The sequence below is a fragment of the Candidatus Glassbacteria bacterium genome, from assembly GCA_019456185.1.
GTDB lineage: Bacteria > Gemmatimonadota > Glassbacteria > GWA2-58-10 > GWA2-58-10 > JAJRTS01.
The window spans coordinates 208,086-231,784 of record VRUH01000001.1 but is presented as its reverse complement, the minus strand read 5'-3'; the positions used below and the strand labels follow the sequence as shown (position 1 = coordinate 231,784).

The 23,699-nt window shown below is 54.3% G+C and carries 13 protein-coding genes and 2 pseudogenes (1 of these 15 only partly in view); 11 read left to right on the top strand and 4 right to left on the bottom strand.

Translation table 11 applies throughout. The features are described from left to right. A pseudogene (locus FVQ81_00985) lies at positions 1-657 on the bottom strand (DUF5107 domain-containing protein) (it extends 117 nt beyond the left edge of the window). 123 nt (positions 658-780) lie between these two features. Next, positions 781-2,946 (bottom strand): hypothetical protein, encoded by a 2,166-nt coding sequence (locus tag FVQ81_00980; protein ID MBW7995149.1) that lies wholly within the window; start codon positions 2,944-2,946, stop codon positions 781-783. Positions 2,947-3,104: 158 nt separating this feature from the next. Here FVQ81_00980 and FVQ81_00975 point away from each other — a divergent pair, with 158 nt between their 5' ends. From FVQ81_00975 to FVQ81_00965, 3 genes are read left to right on the top strand one after another with little or no spacing between them, the layout of a single operon-like run. Next, positions 3,105-5,291: a prolyl oligopeptidase family serine peptidase gene (locus FVQ81_00975; protein ID MBW7995148.1), complete on the top strand. Its 2,187-nt coding sequence runs from the start codon at positions 3,105-3,107 to the stop codon at positions 5,289-5,291. Positions 5,292-5,317: 26 nt separating this feature from the next. Next, on the top strand, positions 5,318-6,739 hold the full coding sequence (locus FVQ81_00970) for a hypothetical protein (protein ID MBW7995147.1): 1,422 nt from the start codon (positions 5,318-5,320) through the stop codon (positions 6,737-6,739). 27 nt (positions 6,740-6,766) lie between these two features. Continuing rightward, on the top strand, positions 6,767-6,988 hold the full coding sequence (locus FVQ81_00965) for a hypothetical protein (protein ID MBW7995146.1): 222 nt from the start codon (positions 6,767-6,769) through the stop codon (positions 6,986-6,988). 2 nt (positions 6,989-6,990) lie between these two features. On the opposite strand, the gene FVQ81_00960 is transcribed toward FVQ81_00965, so the two are convergent. Beyond that, positions 6,991-7,377 (bottom strand): hypothetical protein, encoded by a 387-nt coding sequence (locus FVQ81_00960; protein MBW7995145.1) that lies wholly within the window; start codon positions 7,375-7,377, stop codon positions 6,991-6,993. Positions 7,378-7,676: 299 nt separating this feature from the next. After that, complete coding sequence (locus FVQ81_00955) at positions 7,677-8,288, bottom strand: helix-turn-helix domain-containing protein (protein ID MBW7995144.1); 612 nt, start codon at positions 8,286-8,288, stop codon at positions 7,677-7,679. Between the two features lie 355 nt (positions 8,289-8,643). Here FVQ81_00955 and FVQ81_00950 point away from each other — a divergent pair, with 355 nt between their 5' ends. The 8 genes and pseudogenes from FVQ81_00950 (at position 8,644) to FVQ81_00915 (ending at position 23,581) form a co-directional block, all read left to right on the top strand. Continuing rightward, on the top strand, positions 8,644-10,224 hold the full coding sequence (locus FVQ81_00950) for a hypothetical protein (protein ID MBW7995143.1): 1,581 nt from the start codon (positions 8,644-8,646) through the stop codon (positions 10,222-10,224). Between the two features lie 203 nt (positions 10,225-10,427). After that, entirely contained in the window at positions 10,428-13,538 is a 3,111-nt protein-coding gene (locus FVQ81_00945) for a TonB-dependent receptor (GenBank protein MBW7995142.1), read from the top strand. 55 nt (positions 13,539-13,593) lie between these two features. Then, positions 13,594-16,833 (top strand): hypothetical protein, encoded by a 3,240-nt coding sequence (locus FVQ81_00940; GenBank protein ID MBW7995141.1) that lies wholly within the window; start codon positions 13,594-13,596, stop codon positions 16,831-16,833. A gap of 55 nt (positions 16,834-16,888) precedes the next feature. Continuing rightward, positions 16,889-18,100: a PorV/PorQ family protein gene (locus tag FVQ81_00935; protein MBW7995140.1), complete on the top strand. Its 1,212-nt coding sequence runs from the start codon at positions 16,889-16,891 to the stop codon at positions 18,098-18,100. Between the two features lie 236 nt (positions 18,101-18,336). Further along, positions 18,337-19,602, top strand: a pseudogene (locus tag FVQ81_00930) (pectate lyase precursor). A gap of 280 nt (positions 19,603-19,882) precedes the next feature. Further along, entirely contained in the window at positions 19,883-20,806 is a 924-nt protein-coding gene (locus FVQ81_00925) for a PIG-L family deacetylase (protein ID MBW7995139.1), read from the top strand. Between the two features lie 64 nt (positions 20,807-20,870). After that, complete coding sequence (locus tag FVQ81_00920) at positions 20,871-22,151, top strand: Gfo/Idh/MocA family oxidoreductase (protein MBW7995138.1); 1,281 nt, start codon at positions 20,871-20,873, stop codon at positions 22,149-22,151. 77 nt (positions 22,152-22,228) lie between these two features. Next, a complete protein-coding gene (locus FVQ81_00915) occupies positions 22,229-23,581 on the top strand; it encodes a Gfo/Idh/MocA family oxidoreductase (protein ID MBW7995137.1) in 1,353 nt (450 codons plus the stop codon). Positions 23,582-23,699: the final 118 nt, after the last annotated feature.

Below are 23,699 nucleotides of genomic sequence, written 5' to 3'. Positions count from 1 at the left end.
GTGAACCGACAGATTGGCCCAGTACATCACCGAGTTAGCCAGCGGCGTGCGGTTGAACAGCTTGACAGTGGCCTTGAAGTACGACTTGCCGGGGAAGACCGTGATCCCGATAGCCCAGCGCATCCGGTGGCGGAGTTCGAGTTCGCCGATCCACACCGTTTTGCTGCCGTCGGGGTTGTCCTGCAGGGTGTAGTCCACCGGCATGTAGGTGGAAGCACGGTGGTGATGGGGAATATTCCATTCCACGCCGCCGGAAATCCAGGCGCCCAGCATCCCGATCAGCGCCGGCTTGATAACGCTCTGGCGGTAAATGAAATCATAGCCGTTGGTTTTGTCCAGGGCGGAGAACAGGCGTCCGCCCACCTCTGGCAGCAGGATCAGTTCAAGGTATTCGTTTTCCAAGTATACCGCTTTGTATGTTTTATCCACCCGGTCGTCGGTCAGCACGTCCAGCATAGGGTACGGATAGACCCGCCCCTGAGCGCCCTGGTAAATCCTGCCGTTATAGAACAGCGGGCTGCGGTCCGGTTCGCCGATCCGGTAGGTCGGTAAAACGATTTCCTGTTCGCGGATGCTTGTCGGTTCGGCTGCGTTCAACACGGCCGCACTTAACAGCATAGCCATCAATGTGAATGTCCTCAGAATATTTTTATTCATGTAAACTCCCGAATAAACTCGAGCACATCTGTTACTCCGCCTGAAATAAAAATGTTCTGTCGGGTTTATTTATTCCCGCTATTCCCGGTTACTATCTGTTATCATTTCTGTTAGATGCAAGGCTCATTCTATAACAATCTCGGCCCGGCCGGTAGGTTCTATCCGCGCCTTCAGCGGGCCTGTGGTCGTAAACATGACTTTAAGAAGGCCGCCGGGCGTTTCTATTTCCGCCCCGAGGTGGTTGTCGCTTCTGAGCAGGCTGACCGGGGAGGAAGCGTCATCTCCTTCATCACCTATTTCCAGGATGTGGAGAAAATATTCCCGCGCAGACTTCTGCCCGCTCTCCACTTCCAGCCGCCAGGGTACTATCGGCGGACGGTCGCTGCCGGCGCCGGTGTGGTTGTACTGAGCCGACGGTTCGTGGGGGTTACCCCAGAAATCGTGGCCCTCTCCGCCCCGTTTAACGATGATTGGCTTTTCCGGCAACAGGGTCGTCAGGAAAGCTTTAGACCTTCCGCTACTGGTTACGTCGCCTAGACCGGCCGGGTCCGACAACCAGCTCGATCGGTTTCCCTTGAAGCTTACCACGTGTCCCGGTACGAAGACTGTCGCCTGACCGCTGACTTCCGGCTCGGACGGCATGTGCAGAAACCAGGTCTTTGGATAAGCCGGATCGGTTGCTTCCACCCGGTCGAAAATCACGAAAAATTCCCGTTCACCTCGGACGTAAAGGTATTGACGGGTCACTTCTTTCACTTTCCCCGCCGAATAGCCCTGGGTGATGTCAGCCGCGGCGTAGGTCAGGTTATCATCGCTATAATAAGCTTTTATCTCCGCTCTGTCATCCCGTGTGTTGCTGCTGTAGACATAGCGTAGCAGGCCACCGTCGTTTTCATTATTTACAACCTTGGGACCGTTGGGGCGCTGCCTTTTATCCGTGCGCCGGAACTGTTCCGCCGGGTTGTATATTGTCACCAGGTTGAACATCAGTGAGCCGCCGGCATAGAGGTTGTCTTCGTTTCCGCCACGGCCGCCGCCGCGCATTACCAGCCAGCCTTTGCGGGCAATCAGGAAATGCCCCTCGTCATCCCTTGAATGGCCGGCTAATTTGGGGCCCGCCCCGAAAAAGGACCAGGTGGCGTCCGGGTTATCCCACTCGCTTCTCATGTAAATGTGCCCGGCGCCCCTGAAATGATGTGCCAGGGGGTAATTTCCCCTGGAAGGCGCGGACGGCTGGACAGAGGAGTCGTGGAATAGAAACCTGGTCCAGGGGATCTCCGTCCAGCGTTCCCCGGCTCCCCGGGCGCTTATATAAGCTGCCACCGGGTCGCGGTAGCGGGAGGCCAGCAGGGGGGCCACCCGTGAGAAAATCCGGGGTATTCCTCCGCCGTTGTCGTCTATGCATGCCGTGTGACCATTGAATGGCACGGTCAGGTGGGTTGCCCAGCGAGTCATTGCGCGCGGGTAGCTTTCCTCGGCGCACAACTGGAATAAATCCTCCCCGGTTGCTGTGCGCCAGGCCTCAAAAGCCCACGCGATAACTTCTATTGGCCCGTAGGTCCCGTGCCCCATGCTTTCGGACCAGACCCCGCCCATTTCATCGAAAGCCGGGATGCATTCTTCGGGTACGCGTTTCGACCACGAATCCAGAAATCGCTTCGCATCACTTTCGTGAATCGTTCCGGAGCCTTTGAGCGCCAGCGAGATGAACAGCTTGGAGGTGATCGCATCCCGGGCATGGGGCGTATTCAGGTGGGAAGGTCCCCAGGTCTGATTATACCACCAGTGGCCGGATTTGAGAGTGATCTCGGCCACACCGGTATAATGCCTGAGCCAGTTACCCAGGCGATCGCCGTACAATTTCCTTTCGGCCGGGGACAGCGAGTCGAATATCCAGTCGTAAACCAGGCCGTGGTAGCCGAACGACCCGTCTCCCTCAAGATCGAGAACATCCCCGTTCCCCCAGTATTGTTTGACTGCATCCGCGTATCGGCCTGAATCCCGGCCCAGCTGGCCTTCCACCAGATAGCAGATACCGAGGCATACCAGCTCGAGCGGTGCCTGAAAGCGGCTCTCTATCCTCTTTACTCCCTCGGCGGCGGCCCTGTCGGCCACCCCTTTTATTATTGAGTATTCCCTGGCTGAAACCCCACTGGCCCGCTCGGTAAGGGAGGGCAGCTGTTGTTTATTGATTAGGATTCGCGGGTGCGGTCCGAGTTGATAAGAAAAACCGGCGGTATGGAAGATGAGCACAATCGCCAACGCGATTGGAATCAGGTTATACTTCATGGCCTCTCCAGAATAAAATCTAAAGGTAGATTCATATAGCGATAATATCATTGACCATTACCAATATTTAGACTATTATGCATTGCTTCATAGATGCTTCATAAGTCTGCCCCTGTCAAGATATATCTTGGCGCACCCGACATAAATCCGGAGCGAATATGCAGAACTCGAGAAGAAACTTGATTCAAATAACCATCACTCTCGCCCTGCTTATTTTCCAGCCGGTTTTTTCACTTAACGCTCAGGAAGAAAATCTGAGCGTGCTTTCGAGATGGACTGAGCACAGCGATGCTGGTAACGTGCTGATCCACCATCTCAACCAGCTCGCTTACGAATGCCTCGACCGCAGGGACAGTCTGGTTGCAGGTCTGAAAACCGGTGAACAATGGCGGCGAAGACAGGGATACATCCTGAAAACCATGGAAAAAATGGTCGGAACTTTTCCACCCAAAACTCCATTGAACCCGAGAATTACCGGGATAGTCGAAAGGGACGGATACAGGATCGAAAAGGTAATATTCGAATCGATGCCCCGCTTCTATATAACCGGTTGCCTGTTCATTCCGGAAGGCGCGGAAGAAAAAAGGCCGGCGATTTTAAACGCTATCGGGCATTCACCTCAGGCTTTCAGGCGCGATGTTTATCAAGTGCTGATTCTAAATCTGGTAAAGAAGGGATTTATCGTATTCGCCATCGATCCTCTGGGCCAGGGGGAAAGGCTTCAGTATTACGACCCGGAGAAGAAAGAGACTCTGATCGGCCCCGGCAATCCCACCGTGGAACATTCCTACTGCGGAAACCAGTGTTTTATCGCGGGAAACGCCCTGGCCAGATACTGGACATGGGACTGCATCCGGGCGATAGATTATCTCGTAACGCGCAGCGAGGTCGATCCGGAGCGGATCGGGATGACCGGGTGTTCGGGGGGCGGAACGCAGACGGCCTACGCATCGGCTCTGGACCGGAGAGTGAAAGCAGCGGCCCCGTCATGTTACCTGACCAGTGCCAGGCGGCTCCTCGAATTTGTCGGGCCGCAGGATGCCGAGCACAACTTTTACCGCGGCATCGTCGATGGCGTAACGTCTGCCGAGTTGCACGTTCTCAGGGCCCCTCTGCCCACCCTGCTGGTTGCCACCACCAGGGACTATTACAGTATACAGGGGGCGCGCGAAACATTCCGGGAAGTAAAGAAGGCCTACCAGGCGCTCGGTAAGCCGGAAAACCTGGAAATGGCCGAGGATGACAGCGAACATGGATTCACCCGGAAAAACAATGAATCGATATACGCCTTTTTTCAAAAACACCTCGACTGGCCCGGCAGTTCTAAAGAGGAAGAAGTGCAGGTTCTCGAAGAGGAAGAGTTGAATATTACACCCACCGGCATGCTTTCCACCTATCTGGAAGGAGAAACCGTATTCAGCATCAATAAAAGGGAAACCGAGGAATTAATTATCGCTCTCGCCGAGTCGAGAAAGGATCTGTCCGGGCATCTGGAAAAAGTTCGGCGCAACGCCAGGGAGCTTTCGGGTTACATTGCGCCGAAACCGGAGAAAGAGCCTGTTTATCGCGGACGGTACAGTCGCGGTAATTATACTATCGAGAAATGGGCTCTCTACGGCGAGGGTGATTACATGATACCTCTTCTGCTGTTCGTCCCTGCGGGTCAACAGAGCGAATTCCCGGCTTTAATCTATCTGCATCCCGAGGGGAAGGCAGCCGAAGCCGAGCCCGGCGGCCGGATCGAACAACTGGTAAACATGGGATTCGTGGTGGCGGCTGCCGATCTGATCGGCACAGGGGAGACAGCAACCAGGCAGTCGCGGCGAGCCAGGGAAGTAGCCGCCTTTACCGCGCTGCTGGTCGGCCGCAGCATAGTGGGCATCCAGGCGGGTGACGTGTCGAGGGTGGCGAATTTCCTGAAACACAGGGATGACGTCAGCCGGGAAAGTATCGGAGCGGTTGGTTTCGGTGAGTTGTGTCCGGCGCTCCTGCACGCGGCGGCCTTCGATAAATCCATCGGTCCGGTCGCCCTGGTCGATCCGCTGGTATCCTACCGGTCGCTGGTGGTGAACAGGTTCTATGAATACGATTTTTTCTCTGCCGTTGCCGCGGCGCTGACCGCCTATGACCTTCCCGATCTCGCCGGCTGTATCGCTCCCAGGAAGCTGCTGATGTTAAGCGTGAGAGACCAGATGAAGCGACCCGTCGCAGAATCGATGGTCGAAAATGAACTGGCTATTACCCGCAAAGCATTCTCGTTAAAAAACTCCGCTGAAAATCTCAAAGTTATGAGTTCACTTCCCGAGCAAAGGCTCGATTCTCTTCTTTACTGGTGGCTGAATTAGTTGGGTGAAACATTCCCGGAACTCGATTGAAGAGGCTGATAAAAATGAATAAACATACTTTGAATCTGCAAAATACTATCCTGCTGATAGCGGTATTCTGTGCGCCTGTGTTATTTCCCGCCTGCGGACAGGCAGCTCCCGAAAAAGTTTCCGGCGGGCCGGTATTCGATGTCGAGCCTCCGGTCTATAACAGTGAACTGACACAGGAGAGCCGGGAAAGGCCTGACCTGCTGGATGAGAATTCTCCGGAGGGTCTACGCGTAATTCAGATCACTTCGAATTCCGCTCTCGGCAGCCATAATGTATATACCGAGGCACAAGTTTTTACTCCCGATTCACGAAAGTTCGTCTTTATAAGGCAGAGGAATATCTGGTTATGCGACATAGAAGATGATTTCAGTTTGAGACAGATTACCGATGAAAAAGGAGCGATGGCGCCCTCGGTGAGCCCGGATGGAAAATGGATGTATTATTTTGTCAACAATACCTCTACGTTCGGCGGGGCCTTGTTTCTCAAAAGGGTGTCCCTGGATAATTTAGAGCGCCAGACCGTGCTCAAGCTCGAAGGCCCCATACCCGGCACTGGATTTAGGACTAGCGGGTATTTCACGCTCAGCTCCATCTCCTCTGACGGCAAGCGACTCTGTATCGGCGCTTTTCTCGGGGATGGCAAAACTGTCAACGCTCCGTTTGGCCTGCTGGTCTTCGATCTGGAGGAGCCCTCTGTCAAGCTCGTGTTCAAGGATAAGTACTTTCATAATATGCATCCCCAGTACTGCCGCTCCACGGACCCCGAGCTCTCGCACGACATCATGCTCCAGAACAACCACGGCGACAGCCTTCTTGTCACCGGAAGGTGCGTAAGATCGGTATCGGGCAGGGAAGGTGACCTGCACGTAATTAGCGATTACGGCACGAACTGGAGAGATATTCCCGTCGGGCGCGACTCGGTTCAGTTCATCCAGGGACACGAGCAATGGTGGGGGCGTACCGGATCGGTTTTAAGCGCCATGAGCATCCGGCGGGGAGAACGGGCCGGCTACAGGCCCGTGTTCCTGGCCAGGCCGGTCAAAACCGATGAAAAAACCTCGCACCTGGGGGTAAATGTACCTGGCGGACAGTATGTGGATATTACCAGGAATCTGGTTAAACCCGACCTCTGGCATTTCAGTTCCGACCTGAGCGGAAAATACCTGATCAGTGATACGCGAACCAGGATTGAGGGAGAGGAACGTCAGATCGTAAGGCTCGTCCTGGGGACTCTAACGGAGGGGGAAGAACCTGAGCTGAAGCTCGTACACCTGATAAATACCGGCTCATCTGGCAGAAACCCGGCTCATCCGCATCCTTTCTTTTCGCCAGACAACCGGATGATATTCTTCAACTCCGATGTGGATGGGATCGTCCAGATATTCATGGTTACAGGGCTCCGCTTTCCTCAAATCTGAGCTTACCGAACAAACTCGGCGGCGTGGATGAACGGTAATGAAACGTCCTGCGGCTCAGATTTTGCTGAATCCGATCCTGAGTCCGGCGCGCTCGTGAACCAGCCTGAAGCTGCTGATCTCTCCTCTTCGGTCTCTTATAAACTCTATCTACATGAAAGCGAACCGGAATTTATCGCCACCCATGTAATGCAGCTTGTCCTTACCGGTTATGCCGGTAAGCTCCATCATCAGCCTGCTGTTGATTGGTGATATTAATACCAGTCGGTTCCCTCTGATTGCAACTCGATAGGTGGCCAGCAGTTCGTCGCTGAAAAATTCGCCTTCATATTCCGCAAGTCTGGCCGGAGAAGGTCCTTCGGACGGAGTTTTTTCATAATCTGCATAGGAAACCGTCCGTTCGCCTCCATGCCGTAATCCAGCTTAGCAATCCCGTAGCCGCGCTTGAATATTATCTCGCCCTCCCGGATAACCGCGATTGCACATCCTGGTCCCCCGGGTTCTATTTCTGCCGAGACAAGGCTGTCTATTATCCCGGCGAGCAGTCGATCTGCGCCCCCGACTTGCTGGAGGCCTTCTTCATTCGAACACTCCGAAATAAGTGCAACGAGAGCCAGAGCCAAGAACACCATTTTTTTCATAATACTACCGGTCCTTATCTGAAGCCGCCTGATCGTATTGCAAAATGTCAAGATATAGTGTTGAGATAAAAAATGCCGATCCAGTGAGTACAATCGGTAAGAGACGGCTATTCTGAAACCGTGGGTCGTATCGGCATGTGGATAGCTCGCGGATTGCACGTTGAAATACGGTTCGGTTCGCAGGACAAAGCATTCTTCCTACCCGGAAACCGGCTCGAATTATGAAGCCATCCGATCAGCCGCGAATTTTTTTCAGCCGGCAGGTACCGGAGTGCGATCCGGAGAATAAGACCGATCGGTCACAGGTGGTAGGTTTCGAAGTAGTTCGATTGAGGATCTATGTCTTCGTCCAGCCAGACGCTTAAGCCGACAGCCGTCACGGGATTCTTGCTTTTGTCTGCATTGTAGTACTGATGAGGTTCCCGGCCGAAAAACATGACTGAGTCACCTTTTTTCAGGGTCACGGAAGTGTTCCCGAGATTGATACCGACTTTGCCTTTCAGGCAGAACAGAATCTCCTCGCCCGGATGGCTTCGCATCTGACCATTTCCATCTATTTCCAGTATTACCACGTTCATATGGCCGAACGGCAGTTTGGCAACCAGGTCACCGAGGCGAAATCCTTTCTGTTTTTTCAATGCCTGGCCTTTAGCTCTTGATTTTTTCCTTCGATGTACATAAAAGTCCTTGTTTTCGTGAGCATTCATATCTACCAACTTGTCGACCGACTCTTCGAGAACGTTGCAGATATTTATCAGGGTCTTCAAGTTCGGCCGTCCTTCTCCTTTCTCTATTCTGACGATGGTATTTTTATCGACTTTGGCTTTTTGCGCCAACTGTTCGATACTCAGTCTCTTGTTATAACGGAAGCGGCGTATTCTTGACGCCAGCATCTCCGCGCTGAAATCCATACTACCTCCTTATTTCTGTGTTAATCCGCCATGTCCGGGTACAAATAACCTCTTACTAAATAATGAACAAGAGAAAAGTGGTCGCCTTTATCAAGATAGCACCCCTACCCTTACTTGTCAATATACCAACAAATAGGACTTGACAAGTATGCAGTACAGTCCTATAATTATAGTATCATACTACTTTTGGTTTCTATATTTATTAATTAGGACTATTTTCAGCGGCCCGTTGATACAGCGCAACTATTTAACGGATAAAGCATTACTGGATTTTGCGAATGCCGCTTAATTTGGCGGCAAATTCCAGCTCCCGGCAGAATAGAAATGTTGACCCAATTCGATTATAACAATCCAGATGGATAAACAAATTCAGTTCCTACTGGAAAATTGCCCGGGAATATCAAGAATTATCACCGAGAAAGGCCACTTAACGGTCCTGGAATATGCAACCGGTTTTTTCGATTACAGGGCCCGGCCGATCCAGCCCATCGACGATTTTATCGAGGTTGTATGCAAGTATTCCGAAGGACTGCTTGGCAGAAAAAACGCCGAGTTACTGGAAAAATGTTTCGGCGAGAAGTCGGTTGTACTGACGGCTAATCATCATGGAGTCAGCTATAAGTCGATAACTCTGCAGGGCGAAATAATTTTTTCTTTGCCCGGGATTTTCAGCGGGGGGAAAAAAACATTGCCGATTCTGCCGGTGCTGGCCTGCGGAATCGTGCCTCTGAGCAATTGTACTTTTCCCCGGGGAATCGTGCTGTCCAGGGAAATAGAGGCTACAGTCTCTCCCGGAGAAAAAAAACTCCTTAATTTAAAGTTTCCGCTAATCCCTGGAAGCAAATCCCAATGTCTGGTCAGCCTTGCTCCTCCTGTCGGCAGAGAACAGCTGAACAAGGCGAAAAATAGTGTTGAGAGACACTTCGGCCAGGGAGATTTACTGGCATGTGAAAAAAAAGTGCTTCTCGAGCTCTTTAGCGAGGAATACGACAGCGCGGAAGTTCTGGGCCAGGTCGATTATTCCGACCAGGCGGTGATTCTGAACCGCAGAATCTGGAAGAGGATATTTTCGCCCGAAGTGAGAGAGGATATACCCGATATAGCTTACCTCGAAATGGAGCGGGTAGTCGTTTCGCTTCTCCATAGGGATCTGAGCAATCGGGAGTCCTTAATCTACAATATCCTCTTCGAACCTTCTCTTCAGGAAAGGGTAATCGGCAATCTAGACGGTGAAACGGGATGCTGGAATCAGCGAAAACTGGTCGATCTCTGGAGCAGTATTGATAGGCATCCCACTTTGAGCGAGGCGTTCCGCGGTTGCGGTACCAATTTTTTCTGTTTCGCCGATACCAGGGGAAGGCGTATCCCCGCCCTGCTGGACCGCGGGAGGGGAAAGCCGCTTCTGCGGGGCATCGCACCCGGGGGGAAAATATCGATTCCTTTTACTCCAGAGGCAATCAGGAACGGATTAAAAAAACGCTTGCTGTTGCCAGGACTGTTTTTGAGTTTCGCGACTCTCGCTTTTGCCAGGGGAATCAAGTGCATCGGTGGTTTTTTGCAGGTGGACTACCTGCCCGCGATGCAGCGCGGACTGATTCGGAGCTTTGTCGATCTCAAACAGAGCGACTGGGTGGAAAAAATAGCCGCTGTTCCGACGGTGAATTTCTTAACGGGCATGAACATAGCCATGTCGCGCTACCCGAATGGAGATGTCAGACCTTCCGGTGCTGTCGAACTGATCGCCTCCGGAGGGCTGACGGCTCAGGACCTCGACAGGATAAAGGATATCAGTGTTTTTGACGCGAATCTGTCGGGCTTACTGGAGTTCTATGCGGAAATGGTACTGGGGGGAAAAAATATCGTCCCCTGTCTTGCCTCGATCACTAACGGCGAGAAACAGAAAGTACGAAGCCGACTACTCGAGAAAGAGCTTTAAATGTAAATCCGTTCCGAGGAAAAAGCTGCCGAAATTCACTATCAGCAGACGTACGATGGAATGGAAGGTTAGGCAGGTTTCCAGGAAGCCTGCACGTGAGTTCAGTACCAACTTGGTTACTTAACAGGAGTTCCGCTTATGAAGCAAGAATAGTGTTTGAAGTTCTACTCTGTAACTTTGGTTCATTCTGAATTGGAGGATCCATGCAACGAAAAGTTCTAGCTCGAGCCGGGTCTGTGATTTTTGTGCCCTTGATGCTGCTCCTGCTCGTGAATACCATCGATCTGCATGCACAACTCTCGACCGGCAAGATCGAAGGTACCGTTCGGGACAAGGACACCGGCAGCCCGCTTGAAGGAGCCCAGGTTATTGTGGAGGGTACCCGGCTCGGTAATGTGACCAATGCCGATGGGTATTATTTCATCCTCAATATCCCGCCCGGCAGAAGGGATATCACTTTCACATATACCGGTTACCAGAAAACCACCGTGGCCAATGAGTTGATCCTGGCCGGCCAGACCTCCACGGTCAACGCAGATTTGAGTTCCACGGTCGTTCAACTCGAAGGGATTACGGTCGAAGGTGAAAGCGAGGTACTGATGCCTCGCGACAACACAGTCTCCAAACAGAGAATGACATCGGAGTATATGCAAGAAGCACCCGCGACCACGCTAGAGGATCTGATGATACTCGAGGCCGGAGTGCAGATCGGCGGTGAGGGCGGCAAGAGCCAGGGCCTGCGCATCCGCGGTGGCCGTCTCGGCGAGGAGGCGATGGTTGTCGACGGCGTTATGGTACGTAATAATACCGCCGATCCATTCGACCATACCTGGAGCGGCGGCGACTGGTGGCATAATACCGAGGAAGCGCATACCGGCCAGGATACGAATCCGCTGGAGTTTTCGATCGGAGCGGTTGAGCAGGTGGATATAATCACAGGCGGATTCCAGGCCGAGTACGGCAACGCCCAGTCGGGTATTATCAACATCGTTACCCGCGAGGGCGGCCCGCAGTACAGGGGCTCGGTCCGGTTCACGAGCGACCAGCAGAACCCGCGCACCTCGGATTACGGTTACAACCAGTTGTCTGTCTCTGTGGGCGGCCCCCTGATTCCGAGCGTGAACAACCTGTTTTTCCACGTTTCCGGAGAAATACAGGGTACCGCGGATAATTTCCCGACTCACGCAGACGAGGGGTTCCGGGGAGTCAACCAGGACTTCGTGGACAGGCTGAACCAGTCGGTAGTTAACGACCCGATTCTGAGCCAGCCCGAAAACGCTTTTACTCTCGAGCAGTTCCGGACCGGCAGGGAATCTTACGCTTCTTTGACAGGTTCAGATGCCTCACTCTGGTCGCCACCCAACCCGGTGCGCCGGGAAACGAACTGGGGAGACAGGACTCTCGGGTCAGGTAAGATCACCTTTGCGCCGATGGCAGGGCTGAAACTTATCGGAACCCAGAATCTGTCCCGCAACCAGCGCTCCTATCCCAAAGGTAGCGACGGCAGCGGGAACTATTTCTACGACGGCCTTGTAACCGTTGACGATCTCCCCCAGCGCAACTGGGGAACCGAAACGGAAACGTATATCCACCAGGCAAGGGCCAGGAAAGTCAAGTCCTCCAACACCCTGGTCGGTGGCGACTGGAATTTCCTCAAGAGCGCCGAGCGCAGTGCAACAGTGATGTTCCGCTATCACTATTTCGTGAACCAGAGTGTAAACGGCGCGGATCTGGAAGTGGGCTGGCAGCGCGATCCGTTCATGAGCTGGCAGAGGGAAGAGATCAATTTCGAGGTCGAGAACTATCCCGACCGCTGGGCGATCAGCAGCATTCCCGAGCGCCGGCTGTACTACCCCGATGGCACCACGCGCTGGCTGCAGTCGTGGATCTTCGAGACCCCGTTCAGAGCTTTCCGGGATAACCTCTTTCTTATCCAGTATCGCTACGGCCGCGAGAAGCAGAACAACTATAAGTTTGATGTCGACTTTCAGTTTGATCGGTACAATCGGGCCAAGATGGGAGTCCAGTACAGCATGCTGGACAACCACAAGATCAATCCGGGAAACTGGAACTCCGAGCGCAATTACGACTACGAGTTCAATTATACTCCCAGGATCATGGCTTTCTACATCCAGAACCGTACCGATCTCGGCGATTTCGTGTTCAACTACGGGCTCAGGTTCGATTCGTTCAGGCCCAGGGAGAACTGGGGAATATCAGAGGGCAACCGCAGCGGAGAAGGTACATTCCCGCAGATCAAGCACGAGTGGTCGCCCAGATTCGACGTGGCTTTCCCGGTGACCGACAAGGCCCAGATGCGCTTCTCCTACGGCGCTTTCACCCAGATACCTAATATGTCGATCATGTACAGCGGCAGCAACGACGGGTTCCTGGACCTTACCCGCACCGATGCGTTCGAATCAGGAATAAGCTACATGCTTTCCGACGACGTTGTGCTGGATCTCGTGTCCTACTACCGCGATATCGAAGGCAACGTGGCGCGCAAGTCAGTGTTCCGCGATATCTACCTGTTCACGACCGAACAGAGAGAGCGGGGATGGAGCACATACTACACCAACAGGGATGCGGGTAATATCAAGGGCGTTGATTTAACCGTGCGCAAGCGCTTCTCCAACAACTTTACATTCGCCGCAATTTACACGCTGCAGTTCTCCCGTACAACCGGCAGCGCGCCCAACCAGGCCCTGAGCAACGCGTTCACCTACGACCCGGCCACCGGCGAGGTTCAGGTCCCGCCCGATGATCTCCGGCCGATCGAGGGCGACCGTACGCATATGTTCGTTGCCAGGGGCAGCTACCTGTTCCCGCAGGATTACATGTCAGGTACGTTTTACCATAGACTGCTGAGGAATCTGAGGCTCTACGGCGCATTTAACATTCAGAGCGGACAGCCCAGCGGCGGGACACAGTACTTCCGTGGATCCTGGATCTACAACCTCGACCTGCGGTTCACCAAATCTTTCGACTTGGGCGGAGCGCGGCGGTTCAGCGTGTTCACGGAAATCTTCAACGCCACGAACCGGAAGAACCATGTCGGCTATCCCAGGAACTACTCGTACGAGGATTCCTATATAGGTGCAACCGCTCCTGCAGAAGGCTGGGATTGGGAAACACCGGGTAGAAGCGAGCAGGAAGACATGCGCTTCAACGCTGATTTAAACGGTGATGGACACTTGAGCAGACTGGAAGCCACTAAGGGAGAAATAGCCTATCGCATGATGGATGCCACGATTAACGCCGCCAACTGGGGCATGGCAAGGCAAATCCGACTGGGGGCGGAGATCCGCTTCTGATTACCAGGCTGCACCACGTACCTTGATAAACAAATTAACTATGCAGGAGATTCATATGAAAAATATGAGATATTTGAAAATCCTGTCTGTCCTGGTCGCAGTGACCTGCCTTGCGGGTGGCTTACTGCACGCCGAGAAGCTCCAGCAGAGGGTAAGCCAGGGAAACAATTTCCAGGTTGGATTTACATCCGGCTCCTATGGGCCGATCAATACCAGGGGAAATATCATGATGTTTCCCGCCGGTTCGGGCAACTTAACCAGTCGCAGCTGGAACTTCGGCCTGATGATGGCGGTCACCCGCGATTTTGACGGGGACGGCGTTCCCGAAGACACCACAATGTCCACCGACGGCCGCTTTACCACCGGATTCCGCGCCGAACCGGAAGCGGCTGCCGAGCTGGCCGCGATCTACGCTTCCGGACAGAACGTCGGCAGCGTGTCCGGTGACATCAACCACATGCGCGTCTGGACCACCCTGGATGACGACGACCTGCTCGACTGGCCGGTCGGCGGCCGGGTGGACCGGAGCCCCAGCGGCGAGATAATCCGGCACGGTGCGGAAACCATCTACACTCAGCAGGGAGACATCTTCCTGGGCTGGGGTTACGGAATACTTCCCGGCTTTCTCAAGGAGTGTTCGTTTTACTTTCTGAATTACGGTGAAAGTAACGACATGGTTTACGCGCACGAAAACATCATCAACGTCACCGAATTCCTCAAGTACAGCCCCAGCGGGACTTACCAGGAATTCGGCGCGGCCCATCCAGCTGGATGGGACTGGTCCAGCGTCTGCCTCTATTACCAGAGCCGCTATTTTCAGTGGGGCGGCAGCTATTCCCCCTGGAGCAACCTGTGGGCCTACCATTACGAAAAGGACATAGACGTCACTTTCAACCAGAATCCCCAGCAGCCGAACTGGAACCCGCCGGAGTACGCGTTATTTGCCAAGGCGCCGCTTAAGCTTCCCGAATATAACGGGGAGACAATGGAGCTGAAAAACTTCAACTCCGCTGGCGGCAGTTTCGGCGTGACCGGTTCACTGCAGCTCGGACTGAGCGGCAAGACACCCGGGCAGGTCTACCGAAATATCATGGGTACGGAGGATTTCCTGCCCGGCGTGATCAACCCCTTCACCGGCACCCACCAGAATGTCTGGCCCGGCAAGCTGAACCCCGGTGACGAGCGATACAATCAATGGATCTGGGGCGGAGGAAGCGCATGGATTCAAGACTGCGGCTATGGTGAACTGCACGACGTCAAGCCGCGTGATTCTTTCGCGATGGACTACGTGATAATGTTCGTCTACCCCGCAATCACACCTTTTGTGGTTCCTCCGCTGGATGTGGGAAATATCGACTCACCGATTATCCAGGAAGGGCTCGCTCCTATAGAGAACTCTGTGAAGGTTGCGCGTACTGTGGCCTTAGGCGGATATATTCTGCCCGAGACACCCGCGGCGCCTACTTTGACAATAGTCCCGGGCGACCGGCAGGTCTCGATCACCTGGAGCGATGTCAACCTCAATACCCCCGATAGTTATTATTATTTCCTGAATGATAACAATCTGGATCCGAATGGACGCTATCGGGAGTTTGATTTCGAGGGATACCGGGTGTACCGCAGCTTTGTGGGTCCCAATGATACGCACTCGGAACTTCTGGGTGACTTCAACCGGACTCAGGGGAATATTCGGTTCCATTATAACGACGTGCTCGATGACGATTACCCGCAGTATCGGATGCGTAACGGAATGAAAGTCTGGTACGCGGTAGTGCCCTATGATTTGAACTATGATATAGCCTCAGGCGATCCGTTCAGTCTGCCTTTGGAAGAGAGCGCAAAACTCTGGAACCGCCCTGGCGAAGCAATCTACAGCGTAGTTCCCAGGAGCAACGCCTCCGATTACAGTGAAGCAAAAGTTGATGGTGAACCGATCTTCCATCCGTTCGCTGGATCCGATCCGCTGTTCGTTACCGAGTATCAGCTTCAGGGTAACGGTGACGGGACACTCGCTGAGCCACCGGTTTACATTTTGCCAGTTGCCTCGTTCGTGCTAGAGGTGCCGAATCCGGAAAGGATCACTTCGGACAAAACACTCTACATTGATGTGGCCAGCACCTTCAGAGCATATGGGAATAACAATAATTACACCCCGGTCACTTTCCAGATGTCTGAAGGCTCGACCATGGTTCAGGAGTCGCCTGTGGCCACAGTCCGCTCCCGCAACGGTTCCTTCAATTATACGACGGTCCTCAGCGGGCCGGTGGACAGCGAAGGCATTGCTTACGCCCTGTCGGCCAGCTTCGACTACATGTCGAACGGCGATTTCAGAAGTAAGGTTCAACGAAGTCTCAACGCCGGCGGATACACGGGAGGCAATCTGGTCCTGGCAAGCAGCGGAGGCGATAACAACCGTGCGGGCGGCTATCCGCCCTCGATCCCGGGCCAGTACAGAGACGGCCGATTCACGGTCACGTGGGGCAGCGGAACCGTTACGGTGGTAGATCAGACCCGCGGATACACACTGCCTTTCGTGGAATACCCGGACGAGGCTTACGGCTGGGGATTCGTCACCCAGGATGCTTATGGCAGCGCATTTTCAGGTCGCGGTACACTGTACGATGAAATGCAGTCAGACACGCCGGTTAGCGAGCGTACCGCTAAAATGGTCGATACCATGCCAGCGGACAACACCGACGAGTTCGGGATTTGGCTCAACGGCGTTCTGATGGTGGTTCGAGGCACCGACGGCGTGATCGGCGGAATGCCCTCATCCGGTACGGTGTTTACTGCCGACTTTCTGTTCGGCTCATGGAACGGTGACCAGACGATCTTTTACCAGGAACCCGGACCGCCGTTCCCAGGCGACAGATGGGAATTCAGGATTCAACCAACGACCATCAATCCGGATGATGCCGATCTTTCGGAAATCAGGGTCGTACCGAATCCCTATGTGGCCAGTTCATACCTGGATCTTTCACCGAACAACCGCAGAATCGAGTTTACAAATCTGCCCAGCCGCTGCACCATCCGGATTTACTCGCTGGGCGGCAACCTGGTCAACGTGCTTAACCATATAGGTTCCAGCCGCCAGGGATGGGGCGATTACACGGACTGGGACAGGTTGACCGACAACGAGCCCAGGGTGTTCCAGGGATACGACAACCATGGCGGTACAGAACCCTGGAACCTCAGAAACCGCTTCGGCCAGACAGTGGCGAGCGGGCTCTATTTCTACCACGTTACCGATCAGCGCGGGGAAACACATACGGGCAAGTTCTATGTCATCAACTGAACCCGTGATTTGTATCTATTACGTTGTTTCCCCAAATGATTAATCGGAGGTATACATGTCAGGAATAAAAGCTCGAATTGTCTTGGCCGCATCAATATTCTGCCTGGCGTTCTCGTTCCTGCCCCTGCTGGCGCAGGGTACCGCCCGCCAGGACTATACCGGTCTGGACAAGTACATTGAAGCAGGCCGTCCCGACGACGCCTCTTTTGTGGGTGTCAGAGCCGCGGAATTCCTTACCATCCCGGTCGGGGCCCGCGGGATCGCAATGGGCAGCGCTTACTCGGCGGTCTGCGACGACATCTCCGCGATCTGGTGGAACCCCGCCGGTCTGGGTTTCCTGCAGAACCGCGAGTTGATGTTGACCGTTGTTGATTACACTCTCGATCTCACCTACAGCTATGGTGCGTTCGCCTCGCCCGTGGGCGACGGGTCGCTGGTGATCGGCGGCTTTTTCGGGTACCTGAATGTGCCCGATATCGAAATCACCACCGTCACCTCGCCCGGGGGCACCGGGAACTTCTATAACGCCTACGATTTCCAGATGGGCGGATCGATGGCGTACAACTTTTCCGACCGCTTTATCGGCGGGTTGAACGTCAAGTATATCCACCAGGACATGTTGAACAACATGGGCGGCAGCGCGTTCGGTATTGATGCCGGGGTAGTTTACCATACCGAGGTGGCCGACCGCGAGATCAAGTTCTCGTTCAACATCCAGAACCTGGGTACCAATATCACGATGAGGGGCGCGAACCTGCTTGAAGAGATCGGCCCCGAAAACAAGAGCGGCGATGTGCCGACCGGTTACAGCGATTGGTCCCAGGATGCTACCCAGTTCTCCAAGCGCAACGTCAGGCTGGCATACAGGCAGACCCACACCTACCGCCTGCCGACAGTGCTGAAAATAGCACTGGCCTACAACCTGTACACTGGTGAACGGGCCAACTGGCTGGTGGCCGGTGAGTTCTGGCGTCCGAGCTATATCCCGATCTCCTACGGAGCCGGCTCGGAAGTGACCTTTAATTTCACGCCATTCCTTTCCGGCGCCCTCCGTCTGGGTTGGCAGGTTCAGACCGACGAGTACACCGAAGCTGTCGATCAGTCCGGAATCAATTATCTGGGCGAAGATCCCACCTGGAGAGGATTCAGTTTCGGCGGCGGCATCCAGCGCCAGATCGACAACATGCACGTCCGTTTCAGCTATGCGTACAAGAACAAGGGCAGACTGTCAGCGGATAATTTTTTCACTCTTAGCTTCGGATTTTAGCTGCTGAATATCGGAGATGAAATTATCTCCTTAAGTTCCCGGCTCCACTCAGGGAGCCGGGAACTTTATTAAATATGTGGAACGGTTAAAGTAGTTGGAATGCAGCCGGAGTTGTACCGAAGAGATCTCTATTCCGGATGGTGGAAAACCGAGAAAAGGATTAAGCTGTGAAAAAGATTCTCTGTTATTTCTTCCTGTTGTCGTTGCTTCTTCTTCAAACCTTTCCCGATCATCTGATTGCTAATGACGAGCAAGCGGAAACTCTCCCATCATTTCCGGGAGCTGAAGGATTCGGTTCAACCACGCCTGGAGGCCGGGGCGGGCGTGTTATCAAGGTTACAAATCTGAACACCAGCGGCCCTGGCAGCCTTCAGGCCGCCTGCAGTGCCGAGGGCCCGAGGATAGTGGTATTCGATACCAGCGGAGTTATCCCCGGTGACGTGGTTATCGAGAATGGACAGATATCGATAATGGGGCAGACCGCGCCCGGTGCTGGAATCACTATCCAGGGCCGGCTGGTTACCCGCTACGGAGAGCGGCGGTTCAGCGACATTGTAGTTCGCTTCCTGCGAGTAAGGCCGGACCCAACCACTGGCTCCAGTGGTGACGCAATCCAGTTCGGTAAGGTGGAAAACTGTATTATCGACCATGTCTCCTGCAGTTGGGCCAACGATGAAACCATTGACATCTATTATTCCCACGATGTCACCATCCAGTGGTGCGCGATCGAGGAATCGGATAAAGAGGGACATTCCAAAGGCGTGCCGCACAACTTCGGGATGATCAACGGCCCCGGCGGAGGAAGGATTTCGCTGCACCACACCCTGTTCGCTCACCACAGGCGCCGCTGCCCGGCTATCGCCCATGGGCCCTCAGATATCCGCAACATCGTGGTCTATGACTACCGGGGCGGGCTCTCCCACGAAGGCCACGTGCCTAACAACCTCGGTTTCAACATTATCGGCAATTATTACAAAACCGGTCCAAGTGAGCCGAATGTCTTCCCATTCTTATTTGTATCGGATGTCTCCTACTATCTGCGAGACAACTACTTCGAGGGTAGAAATAATACCTTTACCGGGATGATCCAGGACCCCTGGGCAGAGGCGGACAGTCTCTACGGCCTGCGCTACTATGCGGACAAAGGAGTGAAAGCGGAACAGGAGTACCTGGTTCCCCCTATCACTACCCATACCCCCCAGGAAACCTATAAGCTGGTGCTTGACCTGGCGGGATGCTTCCCGAGAGATACGGTAAGCCGCCGTACTATCGAAGAGGTAAAGACGGGCACAGGCTCCTGGGGCCGTCACGAATCCGGCGACCTGATGACCGGACTTACACCCCAGGCACCTCCACTTGATACCGATAATGACGGCCTGCCGGACGCCTGGGAAAGGGCAAACGGGCTGGACGCCTCCAACGGTAACGACCACAGTACCATCATGGCCTCCGGTTACACTGCTATCGAGGAATATTGCAACGTCCTGGCCCAGGGGCTGATCGAGCACCGCGGCAGCCTGCCTGTTAAAGGTGATCTCGACCGGGACGGACAGATTAGAATTTTCGATCTGCTCAAAATGCTGAAAGCGCTCTCAGATGATCAAAACTGGGCCGCGGATATGAATTATGACGGCAGGGTCGACATTTTCGACCTGCTTGAATTATTAAGATCCCTTACTTTTCGGCGATAGATTCGCCTGCCGGTATATCGTGATTTTCACTGCACCTTCCAATCGCAAGCAAGTTCGCTATGCGGCCCTCATCCAGGCAGGGAGCTTAACAATGAAGAGAATTTTTCCGTCACACGGTTACTCGTGGATTGCGTGTTTTATCCTGGTCGCCTTTGTTTCGATCTGCGGCCAGCAGGCGAATGCCCTGGAGGCAGCTGAATCTGAAAAACCACTGCGGGTAATCATGATCGGCGCCCACCCCGATGACACCGAGGGCAAGGGCGGCGGAACAGCCGCTCTCTGGTCTGCGGCCGGTGCAAAAGTGATGATGGTATCGGTAACTAATGGTGATGCTGGGCACCAGACCGAAGGCGGAGGTGCGCTTGCCAGGCGCCGCGCAGCCGAGTGCAGGGCGGCTGCCGATATACTCGGCGTAAGCTGGCGCACTCTCGATTTCCACGACGGCGAGCTCGAACCGAACCTCGAGGCGCGCAAAGCCGTTATCCGCGCCATCCGTGAATGGAAAGCCGATATCGTAATCACGAACCGTCCCAACGACTATCATCCCGACCATCGTTATACCGGACAGATCGTCCAGGATGCGGCCTACATGGTGGTGGTGCCCAATATCTGCCCGGATACTCCACGGCTCGAGCATAACCCGCTTTTCATGTACTTCGCCGACCGCTTCCAGAAGCCTTATCCCTTCACTCCTGATGTTGCGGTGGATATCACGCCTGTGATCGACAAGAAAATCCGGGCGTTCGATGCCATGCCAAGCCAGATGTACGAGTGGCTGCCCTGGGTCGGGGGCAGGCTGGATCAGGTGCCGAAAAATCCAGCCGAGCGCCTCAAATGGCTGAAAAAAAGCCGCACAGGGAGAACCAGAAGTTGGAAGGAAAAGTACGCTGATATAGTCGAGGAGCGCTACGGCAAAGCCCGGGCTGATAAAATCGAGCATGTAGAGGTGTTCGAGCTCTGCGAGTATGGCCGCCAGCCCAGCCGTGAAGAGATCTGGGAGTTGTTTCCGAAATAATTCTGTTTTCGCCGGAGCATTTAAGGCGAAATGGAGAATCCTATAGTCTGCAAAGGAATCTATCATGAGCGGCAAACGAGAGATTACCCGTCGTAAATTTATAGCCGGCGGCGCCGCAACAGCTATTGCCGGATTTCCTTTTATCCGGAGCGCACACGCGCAGCAGGAAGAAACGACCAAAGTCGGCCTTATCGGTTGCGGCGGAAGAGGTACGGGCGCCGCGGCCAACGCTATCACGGCAGCTCCCAATATCCACCTCACCGCCATGGCCGACCTTGTCCCTGAACAGATCGAAAGGAGTCTTGACGCCCTGAAGGGTGACCGGGACCTTCAGGGAGAACTTCAGGCAAACATCAAGGTTTCTAAAGATAGCAAGTTCACAGGGATGGACTGCTATAAAAAAGTGATGGAGTCTGATGTGGATTATGTAATTCTAGCCACACCCCCGGGATTCAGGCCTCTCCATTTCGATGCCGCAGTCAGGGCCGGTAAGCACATTTTTGCCGAGAAGCCGCTTGCCACCGATCCGGCAGGGGTGAGAAAAATTACCAAGTCCGCCGAGACGGCCAAGAGCAAAGGGCTGTCAGTAGTCGTAGGGCTCAACAACAGGCACAGCATAGGCGGGATGGAGCTGGTGAAGAGGATCCACGATGGCGGGATTGGCGAAATCCGCGCCGGACGAATTTATCGTCTCGGTGGCGGCCTCTGGCACCGCGGATCGGACCCCTCCTGGACGGAAATGGAATACCAATGCCGTAACTGGTACTACTTCTGCTGGCTGTCGGGTGACCAGATAGTCGAAATGGTGATCCACCAGATCGACAGGATGAACTGGCTGATGGGTTCTCACCCGGTCAGTGCTGTCGGCAGCGGAGGCAGGCAGGTTCGCACCGACCCGAAGTACGGCAATATCTGGGACCACATGTCGATCGACTACGAATATCCGGGCGGAGTGCACGTGAGCTGCATGCTGCGCCAGTGGGACAATTGCGAGAACAAGGTGGCTACCGAACTGGTGGGAACCACCGGAACATTGGCCGGCCGGTCCGGTATAGTGGGCGCCAATCCCTGGCGTTACACGGGAGAAAGGACAAACTCATCGGTCTACGAGCATACGGAGCTGATCGAAAGCATCAGGAATAACCATGCCAGGAACGATGCGCTGGATTTCGGCGCTGAAAGTACGCTGACCGCAATCATGGGCCGCGAGGCCGCCTATACAGGTAAGCTGTTGACCTGGGAGGAAATGGTCAATTCTGATCTCGATCTGTGCCCGAAAAGCATGCAGCTGGGTCCGGCACCCAAAAGACCGGTCCCCATACCCGGCAAGCCCAGACCTGCATAGACTTCCGGCTGTTCCATTTTACTTTCTGGAGTTGATCGGCCTTAATTTGAATTTAAAGATTTCGAGGTAAAAAGACTATGGCAAAAATGGGTCGTCGAAGATTTATCTCGAAAGCAGGCAGACGGGCTGCCGTCCTGGCCGCTGCCGGACCTTTTATCACCACAGGTTTCGCCGGCAACAGTCCGAACGACAGGATCAACGTGGCGGTAATGGGCATCCGCAGCCGCGGGAAAGCTCATCTGAGAGGTTTTGCCGGAATTCCCAACGTCGATGTCTCCGTGATATGCGATGTGGACGAGCGACTGTTGCCGGGTGCCGTGGAATACCTGCACAAGGTATCAGGCGGGAAAGCCAGAACCGAGACGGATATCCGCAGGGTGCTGGAAGACAAAAACATCGATGCGGTCTCGATCGCCAGCACCAACCATTGGCATGCCCTGGCCACTATCTGGGCCTGTCAGGCCGGTAAGGACGTCTTCGTCGAGAAGCCGGCTTCACATAATATCCGGGAAGGCCGCAAGATGATCGAAGCGGCCCGAAAGTACGACCGGATAGTGCAGGTCGGCACCCAGAGCCGTAGCTCGGTGGTTTGCAGGACCGCGATGGAGTTTCTGCACTCAGGCAAGCTCGGGGATATCTACATGGCCAGATGCTGCCTTATCAAGCCCAGGGACAGCTTCGGGCGAACGGAAAACTCCCCGGTACCGCAGGGTGTTCATTACGACCTCTGGCTCGGACCGGCCCAATGGCGTCCTTTCAACGAAAAGCGCTTCCACTACAACTGGCACTGGTTCTGGGATACCGGCAACGGAGAGACGGGGAACACCGGTGTCCACAATCTGGACCGCGCCCGCTGGGGAATGCAGCAGTACGAGCATCCCCGAAAAATCCAGAGCACGGGCGGCTGCTTCATGTGGCAGGACTGCGACCAGGAGACGCCCAATACTCATATCTCGGTTATGGAATACCCGGACGGCAGGATTATTCAAATAGAGGTCCGGGGCCTCTATTCCAATTCAGAGGAAAATATGCTTCAGGGCGAGTTTTTCTACGGCACCGAGGGCTGGCTCAAGCTGGGGAGCGGCAGCTGGCAGGCCTACTACGGCCGGGAAAACGAGCCGGGCGAGGGTATGAGCGGGGATGAAGCCAGGGCTCAGGCAGACAGATTGAACTTGCAGGGCACTGGGGGCGATCCGCATTTCCAGAACTTTATCGATTGCGTCCGCTCTCGCCGGCGGGACCATTTGCATGCCGATATTCTCGAGGGACACCTCTCCACTTCCATGTGCCACCTCTCCAATATCGCCTATCGCACCGGACGGACGCTGACCTTCGATTCCGCCACCGAAGAATTTGTCGGCGACCATGAAGCCGACGTCCATCTGAGCCGAGAGTATCGATATCCTTATGTGGTAGACGACAATGTTTAGTGTAGGGCTTTGGCGCCTGGGTAGTTTTTATTGTTCAAGTCCGAGGATGGTATCCCAGCAACTTGCGGTCAGGAATGAAGAGAAAAAGTGCAGCCTTCTGGAAGGCTCATTCAATAAC

Excerpts from the sequence above, each read along its gene's own strand:
- FVQ81_00980 (MBW7995149.1), bottom strand. The coding sequence starts at position 2,946 with ATGAAGTATAACCTGATTCCAATCGCGTTGGCGATTGTGCTCATCTTC.
- FVQ81_00955 (MBW7995144.1), bottom strand. The coding sequence starts at position 8,288 with ATGGATTTCAGCGCGGAGATGCTGGCGTCAAGAATACGCCGCTTCCGT.
- FVQ81_00935 (MBW7995140.1), top strand. The coding sequence starts at position 16,889 with ATGTCAGGAATAAAAGCTCGAATTGTCTTGGCCGCATCAATATTCTGC.
- FVQ81_00950 (MBW7995143.1), top strand. The coding sequence starts at position 8,644 with ATGGATAAACAAATTCAGTTCCTACTGGAAAATTGCCCGGGAATATCA.
- FVQ81_00915 (MBW7995137.1), top strand. The coding sequence starts at position 22,229 with ATGGCAAAAATGGGTCGTCGAAGATTTATCTCGAAAGCAGGCAGACGG.
- FVQ81_00925 (MBW7995139.1), top strand. The coding sequence starts at position 19,883 with ATGAAGAGAATTTTTCCGTCACACGGTTACTCGTGGATTGCGTGTTTT.
- FVQ81_00975 (MBW7995148.1), top strand. The coding sequence starts at position 3,105 with ATGCAGAACTCGAGAAGAAACTTGATTCAAATAACCATCACTCTCGCC.
- FVQ81_00920 (MBW7995138.1), top strand. The coding sequence starts at position 20,871 with ATGAGCGGCAAACGAGAGATTACCCGTCGTAAATTTATAGCCGGCGGC.
- FVQ81_00945 (MBW7995142.1), top strand. The coding sequence starts at position 10,428 with ATGCAACGAAAAGTTCTAGCTCGAGCCGGGTCTGTGATTTTTGTGCCC.
- FVQ81_00940 (MBW7995141.1), top strand. The coding sequence starts at position 13,594 with ATGAAAAATATGAGATATTTGAAAATCCTGTCTGTCCTGGTCGCAGTG.
- FVQ81_00960 (MBW7995145.1), bottom strand. The coding sequence starts at position 7,377 with ATGAAAAAAATGGTGTTCTTGGCTCTGGCTCTCGTTGCACTTATTTCG.
- FVQ81_00965 (MBW7995146.1), top strand. The coding sequence starts at position 6,767 with ATGAACGGTAATGAAACGTCCTGCGGCTCAGATTTTGCTGAATCCGAT.